This is a genomic window from Streptomyces sp. V3I7 (assembly GCF_030817495.1).
Classification (GTDB): domain Bacteria; phylum Actinomycetota; class Actinomycetes; order Streptomycetales; family Streptomycetaceae; genus Streptomyces.
In genome coordinates this window covers 5,226,918-5,245,499 of sequence record NZ_JAUSZK010000001.1, presented here as the reverse complement: position 1 = coordinate 5,245,499, position 18,582 = coordinate 5,226,918, and the positions used below count along the sequence as shown (strand labels likewise).

Genomic DNA, 18,582 nt, shown 5'->3' with positions numbered 1-18,582 from the left:
ACGCTTGGCGTCCTCGACATGATCGAGAGGGGGCGTCGTACGTATGCCCCGACACCGGCGCGGTCACGCGAACGGGCCGGTCCCGCCACCCGTTGCGGTGGCGAAACCGGCCCGTCCGGGCGTGTGGCCCGGGACGGCAGCAGCGTCAGTCGCGCGCGGGCTCGACCGAGTCGACCTGGGCGGCCGTACGGTCGAACTTCCCGTCCAGCTTGGCGACGAGGCCGGTGACCTGGCGGGCGATGTCGGGCGCGGTCAGCCCGATCTCGGCCATGACCTCGGCGCGGGAGGCGTGGTCCAGGAAGCGCGGCGGGATGCCGAAGTCGCGCAGGGGTACGTCCACGCCCGCGTCGCGCAGCGCCTGGGAGACGGCCGAGCCGACGCCGCCGACGCGGGAGTTGTCCTCAACGGTGACGACCACGCGGTGCCGCTCGGCGAGCGGGGCCATGGCCTCGTCGACGGGCTTGACCCAGCGCGGGTCGACGACGGTGGTGGAGATGCCCTGCTTGTCGAGGAGGCTCGCGATCTCCAGGCACATCGGCGCGAGTGCGCCGACGGAGACCAGCAGCACGTCGGGGGTGCCGGTGCCGGGCTCGCGCAGCACGTCCATGCCGCCGACGCGGCCCACGGCCGGTACGGCGGGGCCGACGGCGCCCTTGGAGAAGCGCACCACGGTCGGCGCGTCGTCGACCGACACGGCCTCGCGCAGCTGGGCGCGCACCTGGTCGGCGTCGCGCGGTGCGGCGAGCCTGAGGCCCGGCACGACCTGGAGGATCGACATGTCCCACATGCCGTTGTGGGAGGCGCCGTCGGTGCCGGTGATGCCGGCCCGGTCCAGGACGAACGTCACGCCGCACTTGTGCAGGGCCACGTCCATCAGCACCTGGTCGAAGGCGCGGTTGAGGAAGGTGGCGTACACGGCGAAGACGGGATGGACCCCGCCCGTGGCGAGGCCGGCGGCGGAGACGGCACCGTGCTGCTCGGCGATGCCGACGTCGTAGACGCGGTCCGGGAAGGTCTTGGCGAACTTGTCGAGACCGACGGGCTGGAGCATCGCGGCCGTGATGGCGACGATGTCCTCGCGCTCCTTGCCGAGCTCGACCATCTCGTCGCCGAAGACGGAGGTCCAGTCGGCGCCGGAGGAGGCGATCGGCAGGCCCGTGTCGGGGTGGATCTTGCCGACGGCGTGGAAGCGGTCGGCCTCGTCCTGGAGGGCGGGCTGGTAGCCGCGGCCCTTCTCGGTGAGGCAGTGCACGATCACCGGGCCGCCGAACCGCTTGGCGCGGGTCAGCGCGGACTGAAGGGCCTCCAGGTCGTGGCCGTCGATCGGGCCGACGTACTTCAGGCCGAGGTCCTCGAACATGCCCTGCGGGGCGATGAAGTCCTTGAAGCCCTTCTTCGCGCCGTGCAGCGTCTCGTAGAGCGGCTTGCCGACGACCGGGGTGCGCTCGAGGAGCACCTCCTTGGTGCGGGCGAGGAAGCGCTCGTAGCCGTCGGTGGTGCGCAGGGTCGCCAGGTGGTTGGCGAGACCGCCGATGGTCGGCGCGTAGGAGCGCTCGTTGTCGTTGACGACGATGACCAGCGGGCGGTCCTTGGCGTCGGCGATGTTGTTCAGCGCCTCCCAGGCCATGCCGCCGGTGAGGGCGCCGTCACCGATGACGGCGACGACGTGGGCGTCGCGGTCCTGCAGCTCGTTGGCCTTGGCGAGGCCGTCGGCCCAGCCGAGGACCGTCGAGGCGTGCGAGTTCTCGATGACGTCGTGCTCCGACTCGGCCTGCGAGGGGTAGCCGGACAGGCCGCCCTTCATCTTCAGCCGGGAGAAGTCCTGCCGTCCGGTGAGGAGCTTGTGCACGTAGGACTGGTGACCCGTGTCCCAGAGGATCTTGTCCTTCGGCGACTCGAAGACGCGGTGCAGGGCGATCGTGAGCTCGACCACGCCCAGGTTGGGGCCGAGGTGGCCGCCGGTCTTGGAGACGGCGTCGACGAGGAAGGTGCGGATCTCCTCTGCCAACTGGTCCAGCTCCTCCGGGCTGAGCCGGTCCAGATCGCGCGGTCCCCTGATGCGGGTCAGCAGCGGCACCCGTGCCTCCTTGCGGTAGAACTGATCGAGCTGTTGCCGGGCCCGTCGAGTCTAATGTTCCGATGTTGCCCGCGGCGCTCGGGCAGGGGGTCTCAGGTCGCCCGAACGGGCGCATCCCGGATGGACTTTCCGATGACGTGATCGACGCCACCTATGACGCACCGGTGCCCGGCACCGCCATGGGTGCCGGGCACGGCTGGTCGCGCGATTGCTTACGCGCGGCCCGCGGTCTTCTGCGTCTTGCGGGTGATCGAGTCGATCACCACGGTCGTCAGCAGGACCGCGGCGGTGATCATGTACTTCACCGGCTCGGCGATGGACTCCAGCTGGAGGCCGTACTGGATCGAGACGATGACCAGGACGCCCAGCAGCGCGTTCCACGTGCGGCCGCGGCCGCCGAACAGCGACGTACCGCCGATGACCGCGGCGGCGATCGCGTTCATGAGGAGGTCGCCGGTGCCCGCGCTCTGGTTGGCCGACGCGATCTTGGAGGCCAGGAAGAGGCCGCCGATCGCGGCGAAGCCGCCGGAGAGGGCGAAGACGGAGATCCGTACTGCCGTGACGTTGATACCGGCACGCCGGGAGGCCTCGACGCTGCCGCCGAGCGCGAAGATCTTGCGGCCGTAGGCGGTGCGGCGCAGCAGGAAATCGGTGCCGACCAGGAAGACCAGGAAGATCACGGTGGCCAGCGGCAGGCCCTTGTACTGGTTGTACATGTAGGCGGCGGCGAAGCAGACCACGGCGAGCAGCACGGTGCGCATGATCGTGTCGCTGAGCGGCCGGGACGGGACGCCCACGGCCTCACGGCGCCGGTTGCCGAGGAACGAGGTGAGGAAGAACACCGCGACCACGACGGCGGCCAGCCCGTACGCGGCGGCCACGTCCGCGAAGAAGTACGTCGTCAGCTTGCCGATCAGACCGTCGCTGTCGAGGTTGATCGTGCCGTTCTCGCCCAGGATCTTGAGCATGAAGCCGAGCCAGAACAGCAGGCCGGCCAGGGTCACGGCGAAGGCGGGGGCGCCGAGCACCGCGAAGAAGAAGCCGTGCAGCGCGCCGACGGCGAGGCCCGCGACGATGGCGACCAGGATCGCCAGCCACTCGGGCAGTCCCTCGTTGACCGCGATGACGGCCGCGATGGCGCTGGCCGCGCCGCTGACCGAGCCGACCGACAGGTCGATCTCGCCGAGCAGCAGCACGAAGACGATGCCGACGGAGATCATGCCCGTGCCGACCATCGTGACGGTGATGTCGCTCAGGTTCTGCGCGGACAGGAAGTTGGAGTTCAGGCTCTGGAAGATCACGCAGATGGCGATCAGGCCGATGACGACCGGGATGGAACCCAGTTCGCCGGCCTTCATCTTGCGCCGGAACTCACCGAGGTAGCCCGCGAGGCCCTGCTCGCGGACCAGGAGGCGCGGGTCGACCGCGGTCACCGCGGCGGCGGCCGCCTCGGGGTTCTCGACGGCGTGCGCGTCCTGCGGGGCTGCGGAGGTCTTCTCGACGGTCACTTGGAGTCCTCCCCGTTCGTACGCGCCGCGCGGCGGGTGACCGCGTTGTCGGTGGCGCCGGTGATGGCGGAGATGATCTCCTCCTGCGAGGTCGTCTTGACCTCGAACACACCGTTGTTGCGGCCCAGGCGCAGCACCGCGACCTTGTCCGCCACGGCCTTGACGTCCGCCATGTTGTGGCTGATGAGGATGACGGCGTGGCCGCGCTCGCGCAGGCGCTCCACCAGGTCGAGGACCTGGGCGGTCTGCTCGACGCCGAGGGCGGCGGTGGGCTCGTCGAGGATCACCAGCTTGGGCTCGCCGAGCATCGAGCGGGCGATGGCCACGGTCTGGCGCTGACCGCCGGAGAGCGAGGCGATCGGGATGCGGACGCTGGGGATGCGGATCGAGAGCGTGGTGAGCAGCTCGCGCGCTCGGCGCTCCATCTCGACCTCGTCCAGGACGCCGCGCCGCTTCAGCTCGCGGCCGAGGAAGAGATTGCCGACGACGTCGATGTTGTCGCACAGCGCGAGGTCCTGGTAGACCGTGGCGATGCCCAGGTCCTGGGCGTCGTGCGGCTTGCCGATCGATACGGACTTGCCCTCCCATTCGATGAGGCCCTCATCGATGGGGTGCACGCCGGCGATCGTCTTGACCAGCGTGGACTTTCCGGCACCGTTGTCGCCCACCAGGGCGACCACCTCTCCGGCGTGGACCTCAAGCTCTACGTCGGTGAGCGCCTGAACGGCACCGAATCGCTTGGAGACCCCGCGCAACGCCAGCACGGGCGTAGCGGACACGTGAACCATCTCCTTCGCCGCCTGACCCGGCGGGAGGGTTGAACAGAGAACTGGGGGGTGTTCCGTCCGGCGCCCCGCGACGAGCTTGCGGGGCTGTCCGATGCGCGGGGCGCCGGAGGAGCCTTGGGCAGCGTGCGTCCGGGCAGGGGGAGCCGCGAGCCGGATCCCCGTGCCGCAGAAGGGAGTTGACGCTGCGTGGGTACTGCGGACGCGGCTTACTTGATGCCGAGCTTGGCGCAGGCCTTCTTGTACTTGGCCGTGCAGATGTCCGCGGCGGTGTAGACGCCGTCCTTGATGACGGTGTCGTTGATGTTGTCCTGCGTCAGCGAGGTGACCGGGACGAGGACCGAGGGGACGTCGGTGGCGCTGCCGCTGGAGACCTTGTCCTTGGCGACGGAGTCGAGGCTGTCGCCCTTGGCGAGCGCGACGGCCATCTCGGCGGCGGCCTCGGCCTCGGGAGCGTACGGCTTGTAGACGCTCATGAACTGCTCACCGGCGACGATGCGCTGCACGCCGGCGAGTTCGGCGTCCTGGCCGGTGACCGGGACCTTGATGCCCGCGGCCTTCAGGGCGGTGATGATGCCGCCGGCCATGCCGTCGTTGGCCGAGTAGACGCCCGCGATCTTGCCCTTGCCGACCGAGGAGATCGCCGCCTCCATCTCGGAGTTGGCGTTGTCCGGCGACCACTCCTTGGTGTCGAAGGACTTGGCGATGTCGACCTTGCCCTTGAGGACGGAGAGTGCGCCGTCCTTGAACTGCTTGGCGTTGGGGTCGGTGACCGAGCCGTTGATCATGACGATCTTGGTGGACTTCTTGGCCTTGTCGCCCAGCGCCTTCAGCAGGGCCTCGCCCTGGGTCTTGCCGACCTGCGTGTTGTCGAACGAGGTGTAGGCGCTGATCGGGCCCTCGGCGAGGCGGTCGTAGGCGACGACCTTGATGCCGGCGTCCTTGGCCTTCTGGACCGAGTTCTTGATGGCCTTGGCGTCCACCGCGTCCACGATGAGCACGTCGACCTTGTTGCTGATCATCGTGTCGACCTGCTGCGCCTGGAGGTTGGCGTCCTGGCGGGCGTTGTTGTACTGGAACGTCGCCTTGCCGTTCGTCAGCTCCTTGATCTTCTTCTCGATCAGCGGGCGGTCGAACTTCTCGTAGCGAGCGGTCTTGTTCTCCGGGAGCAGGAGGCCGACCTTGATGTTGTCGCCCTTCTTGGCGGCCGCGGCGGTGCTGTCGCCGCCCTTGGCCTCCTTGGCGCTTCCACAGGCGGCCAGCGAGACGGCCATCGCACCGGCGGCGACGGCGAAGGCAGCACGACGCATACGCGTGTTCACTACAGAAACCTCCCTGACGAGGCCGCGTCGTTGCGGCCGAGGTGGCGAGAAGTCAATACGGCCGTACGTGCGACGTCAAGAAGTAAATCCTTAACGAGATGGCAACGGTGCCATCCGTTCTCTAAGTGAAGGCAGGAGTCGTCAGCGGCAGCGTTCCGTCCAAAAGCGTCGAATCACCCATCTCGCTGAGGGCGAGGGCGAGCGCCCCGAGCACCTCGGCGCGGCCGCCGAGTGCCCCGGGGAGCACGGTCAGTTGGCGCGCGGCGCTGGGAATGGCGTAGCGGCCGACGGACTCGCGGATGGGGGCGAGAACGACCTCTCCGGCCTCGGCGAGGTCGCCGCCGAGGACGACGCGGCTCGGGTTCAGCAGATTGCAAAGATTGGCCACACCGCTGCCGATGTGGCGTCCCACGTCGGCGATCACGCGGCGGCAGCCGGGGTCCCCGTCCCGCGCCAGCCGGACGACGCCCTCCATGGTGAGACCGGGGCCGTGGCTGGGCCGGAGCAGCGGCAGGACGTAGCCCGCGGCGGTGAAGGTCTCCAGGCAGCCGCGGTTGCCGCAGCGGCAGACCGGGCCGGACTCGTCGAGCGTGATGTGCCCGATCTCGCCGGCGGTGCCGCCGGGCCCGCGGTAGATCTTCCCGTTGATCACCAGACCGGCGCCCACGCCGCTGGCGACCTTGATGTACGCCAGGTCGCGCACGCCCCGGCCGCTGCCCCACACCAGCTCGCCGAGGGCGCCCAGGTTGGCGTCGTTGTCCACGTGCACGGGCACGCCGAGCCGGTGGCGCATCTCCTCGGCCGGCCTGGTGCCGGTCCAGCCCGGCAGGATGGCGGTGGAGCCGAGGGTGCCGGACTCCACGTCGATGGGGCCGGGGACGCCGAGGCCGACGCCGGCGATCTTGGAGCGGTCGACGCCGGTCACCTCGATCAGCCGGCTGACCAGCTCCTCCGCCCGGTCGAAGCCCTGTGCGGCGGAGGCGTCCACGTCGAGCGGTTCGGCCTCCTCGGCGAGCACCTGGTGGGCCAGGTTCCCGATCGCGACGCGCAGGTGCGTGTGTCCGAAGTCGACGCCGATGACGATCCCGGCGTCGCCGCTCAGGGAGACGCTGCGGGCCCGCCGTCCGCCCGCCGAGGTGGGCGTGACCTCGACGGTCCCGCCTTCCCTCAGCTCCCGGACGATGTTGGACACCGTCGCGGCGGACAGGCCGGTCGCCCGCGCGATCTCCGCCTGCGTGAGCGACCCGGCCAGCCGTACGGCCCGTACGACACGTTCCAGGTTGGCTCGGTGCAGCGACGACTGCGACCCCGGAGTCTCCATCGACCCATCCATTCCTGCCATCGCGGGCGGCGACGCTGCCGCCCATGGCCCAGGTCACATCCGCGGAACCGGGCCACTTACAAGTTGTGAACTCCAAACTCCGCTGACCGGGTTACCGCAGTCAAGTCCTTGACAGAAATCGCCGACTCCTCTCCGTGCCGTCCCGAACACGCTCGCGGCACGGCGACGCCGCCCCCGAGAGGGGCGGCGTGTACCGGTCCCGGGACCGGCAAGAGGGAACAACGGGATATTCGCGTGCGCAAACGGACCCCGCTACTTGAGCGCCCCCGCGGTGAGCCCCTGCACCACCTGCCGCTGGAAGACGATGTACGCCCCCAGCACCGGCAGCATCGCCATCACCAGGCCCGCGAACAGTCCGGACCAGTCGCCCTTGTATCCCTGGCTCACGGCCAGTTGGACCAGGCCCTGGGTGAGGACGCGCTTGTCGGGGTCGGTGTTGAGGACCGTCGGCAGCATGTACTGGTTCCACTGGCCGAGGAAGTTGAAGATGCCCACGCTGATCAGGCCGGGGCGGGCCATCGGCAGCATGATCTGGAAGAAGGTGCGGGTGTGCGAGGCGCCGTCGACGAAGGCGGCCTCCGCCACCGAGGTGGGCAGCGTCCGGAAGAACGCCGTCAGGAAGAACACGGTGAACGGCAGCGAGTACGCGATGTAGACGAGGATCAGGCCGTGGATCGTGTTCAGCAGGCCCATGTTGTTCACGACGTAGAACAGCGGGACCAGCGCCAGCATGATCGGGAAGCTCATGCCGCCGATGAACAGGTAGTAGATGAAGCGGTTGCCCGGGAAGTCGAAGCGGGCGAGGACGTAGGCCGCCATCGAACCGAGGACCAGGGTGCCGATGAGTGAACCGCCCACCACCAGAATGGTGTTGAGGAAGTAGTCGCTCATGTTGGCCTGGGTCCAGGCCCGCGCCCAGTTGTCGAAGTGCAGCCGGTCCGGCAGCGACCAGGGCGAGCCGAAGATCGAGCTGTCGTCCTTGAAGGACGTCATCACCGCCCACAGCAGCGGCAGGGCCACCATGAACGCCCAGACGACGAGGATCCCCTGCGAGAAGACGTTGAGGACGTGGCCCTCTTTCTTCGGCCCGGGCGGGCGGCCGGGGACCGCTTCGGTCTTCTCGACGGGCGCGCCGGAGCCGGACCCGGAGGGGGCCGGTATGGCGGAGGTGTCGGTCGTCTTCATGTGATCAGAACTCCAGCCGCTCGCGACGGCCCAGGCGCATCACGATCGCGGCGAAGGCGAGCGTGACGAAGAGCAGGGCGACGCCGATGGTGGTGGCGTAGGCGGCCTGACCGTCCCGGAACGCCTTCTGGTACACGTACAGGACCATCACGGTGGTCGAGTAGTCGGGGCCGCCCGGGCCGACGGTCATGATGTGCACGACCGCAAACGACTCGGCGCCCAGGGCGAGGATGCCCATGTAGACCCAGCCGGACTGCACGGTGTCCCACAGCAGCGGCAGGGTGATGCGGAAGAACGTGGTGACGCGGCTCGCGCCGTCGAGGAGCGCCGCCTCGTAGAGGTCCGCGGGGATGGAGGCCATGCCCGCCGAGAACAGGACGACGAAGAAGCCGACCGTCGACCAGACGATCACCGCCATCACGGCCCACAGCGCGATCCCCGGGTCCCCCAGCCACAGCGGCTGGACGCTGTCGAGACCGATCCCGCGCAGCACCGAGTTGATGGCGCCGCTGTCCGGGTTGTACGCGAACTGGAACAGCAGGGCGACGATCGCGATCGACAACACCTGGGGGAAGAAGTAGACGATCTTGTAGAAGGAGGAGCCCCGGACGCCCGAGATCACCGGGCCGCCCCTCCTTCTCCGCCCGCCCACGTTGATCATGAAGGCGAGGAACAGCGCCAGACTGATCGTCACCAGCGGCAGCAGCAGCGCGAAGAGCAGACTGTGCTGCAACGACTTCCAGAAGATCTCGTCGTCGAGCATCCTCCGGTAGTTGTCGAGGCCGACCATCTTGAAGTCCGGGCTGAGCCCCGTCCAGTCCGTGAACGAGTAGTAGATGGACTGGATGAACGGCCATACGACGAAGAGCGCGTACAGCCCGAGGGGGGCCGCCAGGAACCCCACGATGAACCGGTACTTGCCGTGCTGCATTGCTACCGACCCCGATCTGCGGACGGCTGCCGCCGCTGGTGACGGATCCTCAACTGTGTCTACTGGTGCTTGTAGTGCTTGATGGAGGAGTCCTTGGCGGCCTCGTCGGCGAAGCCCTGGATCTTCTTGATGGCCTCGGCCGGGGTGAGGCGGCCGGCCATCATCTCGCCGATGCCGGCGACGCCGATCTTCTCCTTCTGGAGCTGCACGTACCAGTCCTGGAGGCGCGGGTTGACCACGTTCTGGCCGGCCTTCTCCAGCGCGGCCACACCGGACTTCAGGCCCGGGGTGAGCTCGATGCCGGTGGTGCCGCCGTTGTACGCGGTCAGCGACTTCACCTTGGCCGTGAAGTTCTTCGAGGACGCCTCGCTGAGCATGATGCGCAGCTGCTCCATACCGCCCGCGCCGTTCCTCGCCTTGGCCGGGACGACGAAGGGCTCGCCGCCGGACGCCCAGATGGTGCCGAAGGGCATCTTGTCGGAGCTGTCGATACCGGTGGGCGCGGAGACGGCGAGGCCGAAGTCCTTCGGGATGACGTTCGCCGACTCGTTCTCCACCCAGGAGCCGTTCGGGATGAACAGCGCCTTGCCCTTGGCCCAGGCGGTCTGCGACTGGATGTGGTCCAGACCGGGGGTGCCCTTGAGGACGTACCCCTTCTTGTAGAGCTCGTAGTAGGCCTCGAAGCAGGCCTTGACCGCCGGGTGCTTCCAGGCGCCCGGCTCCAGGTTGTCGATGGCGTCGAGCACCTCGCGGCCGCCGACCTTGCCGATCATCGGGTACAGCGAGAAGGGGACGTAGTACGGGTACTTGCCCGCGTACGTCCAGCCCGCCATGCCCTTCTTCTTGGCCTTCTCGCAGACCTTGAGCATCTGGTCCCAGGTCTCGGGGTACTGCTCGTCGAGCGAGTCGAGGGCCTTCTGCGAGTACCAGACGCCGTAGACGGTGTAGGCGTAGTAGAGGATCCAGACCGGGTTGCCGTCGAACTGGCCCATCTCCACGATGCCGGGGCGCAGCGTGTCACGGACCTTCTTGCCCGGGTCGTCGTACGACGGCGCGTCCAGCAGCGCGGTGAGGTCGGCGAGCTGCTTCTTGCCGACCAGGACGCCCATGTCCATCTGCTCGGCGCCGGAGTTGTCGATGAGGTCCGGCGGGGTGCCCTGGTTGAAGCGGGGCTGGAGGGTGGACTGGATCTTCTGGGTGGCGCTGAACTTCACCTTGGCCTTGGGGAAGTCCTTCTCGTAGACCTTCACGGCGTCCTGGGCGTACTCCTTTCCGAAGCCGCCGTCGAACAGCACGAATTCCATGGGGGCCGTGCTGTTGACGCCGAGCGGGTTCTTCGCGGTCTTCTTGCCCCCCTTGGCCTTGCCCTCGGTGTCGCCGCCGCCGCTGGCGCACGCGGACAGGACGCCCGCCGCCGGGACGGTGAGCAGACCGAGTGCGGCGGACCGCTTGATGAGGTCACGGCGGCCTGTGCCGCCGGCACCGTGGTTCGCTGCGGAAGTGGATCCCATGCTCAAGTCCTCGCCTTCTCCAGGACTCAGGCGGTGAACCGGATCCTCCCCGGCACCGCGGTCGGGTAGCGCTGGGTCGTGCACGGTCATGCAGGAAACGCCGACAGGTATAGTCCATTTCCCGGCGACGGAGCAAGATCGAACGCAAGGTTGGCCGTGCGTCTTATCCGAGTTGAGACCTCGCACTCCCCACGGCCGCCCACGGCCCACGAAGCGGAGAATCCCCCTCCACTGACCCCTGAATGCCACAGCCAACGCCCTTGACATCCCCGGCCACTTGACGACCTACTAGTGGCTGCGCACCGAAGCTGACAACGTTGTCCGGAAGGGCCCGGAAGGGGTTCCGAAGGGTCAGGGAGGGTATCCGTCCATGCAGCGGAGAGCTCGGCACAGATACGGAACGGCGGTCGCCCTGGCGGCCGCCTTCGTCATGGCGGTGGGCGCGCAGGGGGCGGCCGTCGCCCGGCCCGCCGAGGCGGCCGCCGCCGGCGGGGAGTTCGCCTCCTCGTTCGAGTCGGGCGACCCGGCCCCGGACTGGCTGAACAGCGTCGACACACAGCCGGACGGCAGCCCGCGCTCCTCGGGCGTCGACGGCGGCTACAGCACCGGCATCCCGGGCAATGTGAACGACCATGTCACCGACGTCCGGGCGAGCGGGGAGAACGCCGGTGCGGGCGAGGTGAAGGAGAACCTCGTCGACGGCGAGCCCGGCAGCAAGTGGCTGACGTTCCAGCCGACCGGCTGGGCCGAGTTCGACCTGGACAAGCCGGTCAAGCTGGTGACGTACGCCCTCACCTCCGCCAACGACTTCGCCGAGCGCGACCCGAAGGACTGGACCCTTCAGGGCTCCACCGACGGCAACGACTGGAAGACCCTCGACACCCGCTCCGGCGAGTCCTTCTCCGAGCGGTTCCAGACGAAGACGTACGACCTGGCCGAACCGGCCGCCGAGTACCAGCACTTCCGGCTGGACATCACGGCGAACAACGGCGCCTCGGGCATCCTGCAACTGGCCGACGTGCAGTTCTCGACCGGCGGCGGCGACGGCCCGGTCCCCGAGGACATGCTCTCGCTCGTCGACCGCGGCCCGAGCGGCTCACCGACCGCCAAGGCGGGCGCCGGGTTCACCGGCAAACGGGCCCTGAAGTACGCCGGCCGGCACACGGCGACCGGGCGGGCGTACTCGTACAACAAGGTCTTCGACGTGGACGTGGCCGTCGGCGCCGACACCCAGCTGTCGTACCGCGTCTTCCCTTCGATGGCGGACGGCGACCGCGACTACGACGCCACGAACGTCTCCGTGGACCTGGCCTTCACCGACGGCACCTATCTGAGCGGCCTGGGGGCGAGCGACCAGCACGGCTTCCGGCTGAACCCGCGGGCGCAGGGCGCGGCCAAGGTGCTGTACGTCAACCAGTGGAACAACGTGGTCTCCCGGATCGGATCGGTCGCCGCCGGCAAGACGGTCGACCGGATCCTCGTGGCGTACGACTCCCCGAAGGGCCCGGCGAAGTTCCGCGGCTGGCTCGACGACGTGGCGATCCGCACCGTCGCCCCCGAGAAGCCGAGGGCCCATCTGTCGGACTACGCGACGACCACCCGCGGCACCAACTCCAGCGGCAGCTTCTCGCGCGGCAACAACTTCCCGGCGACCGCGATGCCGCACGGCTTCAACTTCTGGACGCCGGTGACCAACGCGTCCTCGCTCAGCTGGCTGTACGAGTACGCCCGCGCGAACAACGACGCCAACCTGCCGACGATCCAGGCGTTCAGCGCGAGCCACGAGCCCAGCCCCTGGATGGGCGACCGGCAGACCTTCCAGCTGATGCCGTCCGCCGCCACCGGCACCCCGGACACCGCGCGCGCGGCACGGGCGCTCGCCTTCCGGCACGAGCACGAGACGGCGCGGCCGTACTACTACGGGGTGCGGTTCGAGAACGGCCTCAAGGCCGAGATGACGCCGACCGATCACGCGGCCGCCCTGCGCTTCACCTACCCGGGCGCGGACGCCAGCGTGCTCTTCGACAACGTCACCGAGCAGGCGGGACTCACCCTCGACAAAGAACACGGCGTCGTCACCGGCTACTCGGACGTCAAGTCGGGCCTGTCGACGGGCGCGACCCGGCTGTTCGTGTACGGCGTCTTCGACAGGCCGGTGAAGGAGGGCAGTTCGAGCGGGGTGAAGGGCTATCTGCGCTTCGACGCGGGCACGAGCCGCACCGTCACGCTCCGCCTGGCCACCTCACTCATCAGCGTCGACCAGGCCAAGGACAACCTGCGCCAGGAGATCCCGGACGGCACGTCCTTCGACACGGTCAGGTCGCGTGCCCAGGCCGCCTGGGACAAGATCCTCGGCAAGGTCGAGGTCGAGGGTGCGACGCCGGACCAGCTGACCACGCTGTACTCCAGCCTGTACCGGCTGTACCTGTACCCCAACTCGGGCTTCGAGAAGGTCGGTTCGACCTACAAGTACGCCTCCCCGTTCTCGCCGATGCCGGGCCCGGACACTCCGACCCGGACGGGCGCGAAGATCGTGTACGGCAAGGTGTACGTCAACAACGGCTTCTGGGACACGTATCGGACGACCTGGCCGGCGTACTCCCTCCTGACCCCCTCCCAGGCGGGCACGATGGTCGACGGGTTCGTGCAGCAGTACAAGGACGGCGGCTGGACGTCGCGTTGGTCCTCCCCCGGCTACGCCGACCTGATGACCGGCACCTCCTCGGACGTCGCGTTCGCCGACGCGTACGTCAAGGGGGTCGGCTTCGACGCCAAGTCGGCGTACGCGGCGGCCCTGAAGAACGCCACGGTCGTCCCGCCGTCCTCCGGCGTGGGCCGCAAGGGCATGACAACCTCCCCCTTCCTCGGCTACACCAGCACCGACACCCACGAGGGCCTGTCGTGGGCGATGGAGGGCTACGTCAACGACTACGGCATCGCGAAGATGGCCGAGGCCCTCTACAAGAAGACGAACGAGAAGCACTACAAGGAGGAGTCCCAGTACTTCCTCAACCGCGCCCGGGACTATGTGAATCTGTTCGACTCCAGGGCCGGCTTCTTCCAGGGCCGCGACGCACAGGGCAACTGGCGTGTGGACTCGGCGACTTATGACCCGCGCGTGTGGGGCTACGACTACACGGAGACCAACGGCTGGGGGTACGCCTTCACGGCCCCGCAGGACAGCCGGGGCCTCGCCAACCTGTACGGCGGCCGGGGCGCGTTGGCGAACAAGCTCGACACGTACTTCGCCACGCCGGAGACGGCGTCCCCCGACTTCGTAGGCTCCTACGGCGGCGTCATCCACGAGATGACGGAGGCCAGGGACGTCCGGATGGGTATGTACGGCCACTCCAACCAGGTCGCGCACCATGTGATCTACATGTACGACGCGGCCGGCAAGCCCTGGAAGGCACAGGAGAAGGTCCGCCAGGCACTCTCCCGCCTCTACACGGGCAGCGAGATCGGCCAGGGCTACCACGGCGACGAGGACAACGGCGAGCAGTCGGCCTGGTACCTCTTCTCCGCCCTCGGCATCTACCCGCTGGTCATGGGCAGCGGCGAGTACGCGGTCGGCTCCCCGCTGTTCAAGAAGGCGACCGTCCACCTGGAGAACGGCCGTGACCTGGTGATCAACGCGCCGGCGAACAGCGCGAAGAACGTCTACGTCCAGAGCCTGACGGTCAATGGCACGCCGTGGACGTCGACTTCACTCCCCCACTCGCTACTGGCGAAGGGTGCGACCCTGGACTTCCGCATGGGCCCACGCGCCTCGACCTGGGGCAGCGGGGCGACCGCGGGCCCGCCGTCCATCACCCAGGACGACAAGGTCCCGGCACCCCGGGTGGACATGGTGAAGGGTGAAGGCGCCCTGTTCGACGACACGTCGGCGACGACGGCGACGGTGACGTCGGTGAACCTGCCGGTCGGTGGCGCGGTGAAGCCCGTCCAGTACACCCTCACCTCCCCGGCCGACCACACCCTGGCCCCGAAGTCCTGGACCCTCCAGGGCTCCTCGGACGGAACGACCTGGCACACGTTGGACCAACGCTCAGGCGAATCGTTCCCCTGGGGCCGGCAGACACGGCCGTTCGCTATCGCGACGCCGGGGTCGTACGCGAAGTACCGCTTGGTGCTTGGCGGCCAGGCGACTTTGGCGGAGGTGGAGTTGCTCGCCTGACGGCGCACGCACGGTGAGGGGGCGGGTCCGGTGGGTGCCCGCCCCCCTGTCTGTCAACGGCGCGCCGTAGCTCCGCCGGTTCGGGTGACGGTACCGTCGTACGCAGGACCACGACGCGCACCGGCGTCCACACTTGCGCCCATGGGAGCAGTGATGACCACACCCCAGCATCAGCAGGCCACCGAGGACACCTGGATGTTCCCGCCGGCCGACGGCTGGACCTTCGACCAGGTCAAGCACTTGGAGCTGCCCTTCGACTGGGAACTCGTGGACGGAGTGATCGTGGCGCGTGGGCAGGCCATGTTCTGGCACAACCGCGTACGGGACAGGTTGCTGGCCGCCCTGGAGGGCGCACGAACCGAGCCGTACGAGGTCGTGGCCGAGCAGTGCGTGAGGATCGACGAGCGCAACACCCCCAAGCCCGATGTGATCCTCTTCGATCCGCGGCAGCTGAATTTCTTCGAGCTCGAATGCGTCCCGCCGGAAAAGCTCGCCCTCGCCGTCGAGGTCGTCTCCCCCGGCTCCCGCCAGGACGATCGGGTACGCAAGCCCGCGCTCTACGCGGCGACGAAGGTCCCGTGCTACTGGCGCGTGGAGCTCGACAGGGACCGGAAGCTCGCCGTGCACGAGTACTGGCTCAACGCGGACACGCGCACGTACATCCCGGCACCCATGCATCCGGTGCACCACGGCAAACTCATCACGGAGCTGCCGTTCCCGGTCGAGATCGACCTCGACGCCCTCGTCGGCTTCTGACCGGCTTCTGATCCAGCCGCCGTCCGACGACACCGGCCGCCGCCCGAGAACGGGCGGCGGCCGGTTTTCGGGCGCTCAGGCCCAGGAGCGGATCACTTACGGATCAGGCTCCGCAGCACGTACTGCATGATGCCGCCGTTGCGGTAGTAGTCGGCCTCGCCGGGGGTGTCGATGCGGACGACCGCGTCGAACTCGACGCCCGTGTCGGTGGTGACCTTGACCGTGCGCGGCGTGGTGCCGTTGTTCAGCTCCTCGACGCCGGTGAAGGAGAAGGTCTCCTCGCCGGTCAGGCCGAGGGCCTCGGCCGAGGCGCCCTCCGGGAACTGGAGCGGGAGCACGCCCATGCCGATGAGGTTCGAGCGGTGGATGCGCTCGTAGGACTCGGCGATGACGGCCTTGACGCCGAGGAGCGCGGTGCCCTTGGCGGCCCAGTCGCGGGACGAGCCGGAGCCGTACTCCTTGCCCGCCAGGACGACCAGCGGGATGCCCTGCTCGATGTAGTTGCGCGAGGCGTCGTAGATGAACGACACCGGCGCGTCGGCCTGGGTGAAGTCGCGGGTGTAGCCGCCCTCGGTGCCCGGCGCGATCTGGTTGCGCAGGCGGATGTTGGCGAACGTGCCGCGGATCATGACCTCGTGGTTGCCTCGGCGGGAACCGTAGGAGTTGAAGTCGCGGCGCTCGACGCCGTGCTCGGTGAGGTACTTGCCCGCCGGGGTGTCGGCCTTGATGGCGCCGGCCGGGGAGATGTGGTCGGTGGTGACCGAGTCGCCCAGCTTGGCCAGGACGCGCGCGCCGGCGATGTCCGAGACCGGGGTGGTCTCCATCGTCATGCCCTCGAAGTACGGGGGCTTGCGGACGTAGGTGGACTCGCTGTCCCACTCGAAGGTGTTGCCGGTCGGGATCGGCAGCGCCTGCCACTGGGCGTCGCCCGCGAAGACGTCCTGGTAGGACTTGTTGAACATGTCCTCGCCGATGGCGTTCGCCACGACGTCGTTGACCTCGGCCTCGGTCGGCCAGATGTCGGCCAGGTAGACCGGCTTGCCGTCCTGGTCGATGCCGAGGGCGTCCTTGGTGATGTCCACCTTCATGGAGCCCGCGAGCGCGTACGCGACGACCAGCGGCGGGGAGGCCAGGTAGTTCATCTTGACGTCGGGGTTGATCCGGCCCTCGAAGTTCCGGTTGCCGGAGAGGACCGAGGTGACCGCGAGGTCGTGGTCGTTGACCGCCTTGGAGACCTCCTCCGGCAGCGGGCCGGAGTTGCCGATGCAGGTGGTGCAGCCGTAGCCGACGAGGTTGAAGCCGACCTTGTCGAGGTACGGGGTCAGGCCCGCCTTGTCGAAGTAGTCGGTGACGACCTTGGAGCCCGGGGCGAGGGTGGTCTTGACCCACGGCTTGCGGGTCAGGCCCTTCTCCACGGCCTTCTTGGCGACGAGCGCCGCGGCGACCATGACGTACGGGTTCGAGGTGTTGGTGCAGGAGGTGATGGCCGCGACCGTCACCGCACCGTGGTCGAGGGTGTAGGTCGTGCCGTCGGGGGCGGTGACCGTGACCGGGTTGGACGGACCGCCGTTGGGGTGGACGGCCGGGGAGTCGGAGGCCGGGAAGGACTCCTCGCCCGCCTCGTCGGAGGTGGTCGTGACGTAGTTGAGGACGTCCTTCTTGAACTGCTCGGCGGCGTTCGCGAGGACGATGCGGTCCTGCGGGCGCTTCGGGCCGGCGATGGACGGGACGACCGTCGACAGGTCCAGCTCGAGCTTCTCGGAGAAGTCGGGCTCGGCGGTCGGGTCCAGCCAGAGGCCCTGCTCCTTGGCGTACGCCTCGACGAGCGCGACCTGCTGCTCGCTGCGGCCGGTCAGGCGCAGGTACTTCAGGGTCTCGTCGTCGATCGGGAAGATCGCGGCGGTGGAGCCGAACTCCGGCGACATGTTGCCGATGGTGGCGCGGTTGGCCAGGGAGGTGGCGGCCACGCCCTCGCCGTAGAACTCGACGAACTTGCCGACCACGCCGTGCTTGCGCAGCATCTCGGTGATGGTCAGCACGAGGTCGGTGGCGGTGGTGCCGGGCTTCAGCTCACCGGTCAGCTTGAAGCCGACGACGCGCGGGATGAGCATGGAGACCGGCTGGCCGAGCATCGCGGCCTCGGCCTCGATGCCGCCGACGCCCCAGCCGAGGACGCCGAGGCCGTTGACCATGGTGGTGTGCGAGTCGGTGCCGACGAGGGTGTCGGGGTAGGCCTGGCCGCCTCGGACCATGACCGTACGGGCCAGGTGCTCGATGTTCACCTGGTGGACGATGCCGGTGCCCGGCGGGACGACCTTGAACTCGTCGAACGCGGTCTGGCCCCAGCGCAGGAACTGGTAGCGCTCCTTGTTGCGGCCGTACTCCAGCTCGACGTTCTGCTTGAAGGCGTCGTTCGTGCCGAACTTGTCGGCGATCACCGAGTGGTCGATGACCAGCTCGGCCGGGGCCAGCGGGTTGATCTTCGCCGGGTCGCCGCCGAGCTCCTTCACGGCCTCACGCATGGTGGCGAGGTCCACGACACAGGGAACGCCGGTGAAGTCCTGCATGATCACGCGGGCCGGCGTGAACTGGATCTCCTGGCTCGGCTGGGCCTGGGAGTCCCAGCCACCGAGGGCGCGGATGTGGTCGGCGGTGATGTTCGCGCCGTCCTCCGTGCGGAGCAGGTTCTCCAGCAGGACCTTGAGGCTGTACGGCAGGCGGGCCGAGCCCTCCACCTTGTCCAGCCGGAAGATCTCGTACGACTCGTCGCCCACCTGCAGCGTGCTGCGGGCGTCGAAGCTGTTCGCCGACACGACAGTCTCCTTCATTGATGTGCGCGTACCACCGCAATCCTGCCGCCATGCCTTCTGGGCCTACCCACTAAGGTAAAGCTTACTTAGGCGACCCTTGCCGACCCGACGGCCGCGGTGCGCCTCGGCAGATATCTCGATGTCGAGATAACAGTAGTACATGGGCCCCCGGATGGTC

The 18,582-nt window shown here is 68.5% G+C and carries 11 protein-coding genes; 2 read left to right on the top strand and 9 right to left on the bottom strand.

Features of this window, described 5'->3' with window-relative positions; translation table 11 throughout:
- Positions 1-145 precede the first annotated feature (145 nt).
- From dxs to ngcE, 8 genes are all read right to left on the bottom strand, one after another.
- On the bottom strand, positions 146-2,077 hold the full coding sequence (dxs, locus tag QFZ74_RS24430) for a 1-deoxy-D-xylulose-5-phosphate synthase (protein WP_307622959.1): 1,932 nt from the start codon (positions 2,075-2,077) through the stop codon (positions 146-148).
- A 212-nt stretch (positions 2,078-2,289) separates the two neighbouring features.
- Positions 2,290-3,585 (bottom strand): sugar ABC transporter permease, encoded by a 1,296-nt coding sequence (locus QFZ74_RS24425; protein ID WP_307622958.1) that lies wholly within the window; start codon positions 3,583-3,585, stop codon positions 2,290-2,292.
- Positions 3,582-4,373: an ATP-binding cassette domain-containing protein gene (locus QFZ74_RS24420; RefSeq protein ID WP_307622957.1), complete on the bottom strand. Its 792-nt coding sequence runs from the start codon at positions 4,371-4,373 to the stop codon at positions 3,582-3,584. The genes QFZ74_RS24425 and QFZ74_RS24420 overlap by 4 nt, the downstream gene beginning before the upstream one ends.
- A gap of 206 nt (positions 4,374-4,579) precedes the next feature.
- Positions 4,580-5,680: a sugar ABC transporter substrate-binding protein gene (locus tag QFZ74_RS24415; protein ID WP_307624265.1), complete on the bottom strand. Its 1,101-nt coding sequence runs from the start codon at positions 5,678-5,680 to the stop codon at positions 4,580-4,582.
- Between the two features lie 133 nt (positions 5,681-5,813).
- Positions 5,814-7,013: an ROK family transcriptional regulator gene (locus QFZ74_RS24410; RefSeq protein ID WP_307622956.1), complete on the bottom strand. Its 1,200-nt coding sequence runs from the start codon at positions 7,011-7,013 to the stop codon at positions 5,814-5,816.
- A gap of 273 nt (positions 7,014-7,286) precedes the next feature.
- Positions 7,287-8,219, bottom strand: a complete 933-nt coding sequence (locus QFZ74_RS24405) for a carbohydrate ABC transporter permease (protein WP_307622955.1) — start codon at positions 8,217-8,219, stop codon at positions 7,287-7,289.
- Between the two features lie 4 nt (positions 8,220-8,223).
- Positions 8,224-9,150 (bottom strand): carbohydrate ABC transporter permease, encoded by a 927-nt coding sequence (locus tag QFZ74_RS24400; RefSeq protein ID WP_307622954.1) that lies wholly within the window; start codon positions 9,148-9,150, stop codon positions 8,224-8,226.
- 59 nt (positions 9,151-9,209) lie between these two features.
- Positions 9,210-10,661: an N-acetylglucosamine/diacetylchitobiose ABC transporter substrate-binding protein gene (ngcE, locus tag QFZ74_RS24395; RefSeq protein WP_307622953.1), complete on the bottom strand. Its 1,452-nt coding sequence runs from the start codon at positions 10,659-10,661 to the stop codon at positions 9,210-9,212.
- 370 nt (positions 10,662-11,031) lie between these two features.
- Here ngcE and QFZ74_RS24390 point away from each other — a divergent pair, with 370 nt between their 5' ends.
- Positions 11,032-14,838, top strand: a complete 3,807-nt coding sequence (locus QFZ74_RS24390) for a GH92 family glycosyl hydrolase (RefSeq protein WP_307622952.1) — start codon at positions 11,032-11,034, stop codon at positions 14,836-14,838.
- A gap of 153 nt (positions 14,839-14,991) precedes the next feature.
- On the top strand, positions 14,992-15,594 hold the full coding sequence (locus QFZ74_RS24385; protein ID WP_307622951.1) for a Uma2 family endonuclease: 603 nt from the start codon (positions 14,992-14,994) through the stop codon (positions 15,592-15,594).
- 92 nt (positions 15,595-15,686) lie between these two features.
- Here QFZ74_RS24385 and acnA read toward each other — a convergent pair whose 3' ends face one another.
- Positions 15,687-18,407, bottom strand: a complete 2,721-nt coding sequence (gene acnA, locus QFZ74_RS24380) for an aconitate hydratase AcnA (RefSeq protein ID WP_307622950.1) — start codon at positions 18,405-18,407, stop codon at positions 15,687-15,689.
- Between the last annotated feature and the right edge of the window lie 175 nt (positions 18,408-18,582).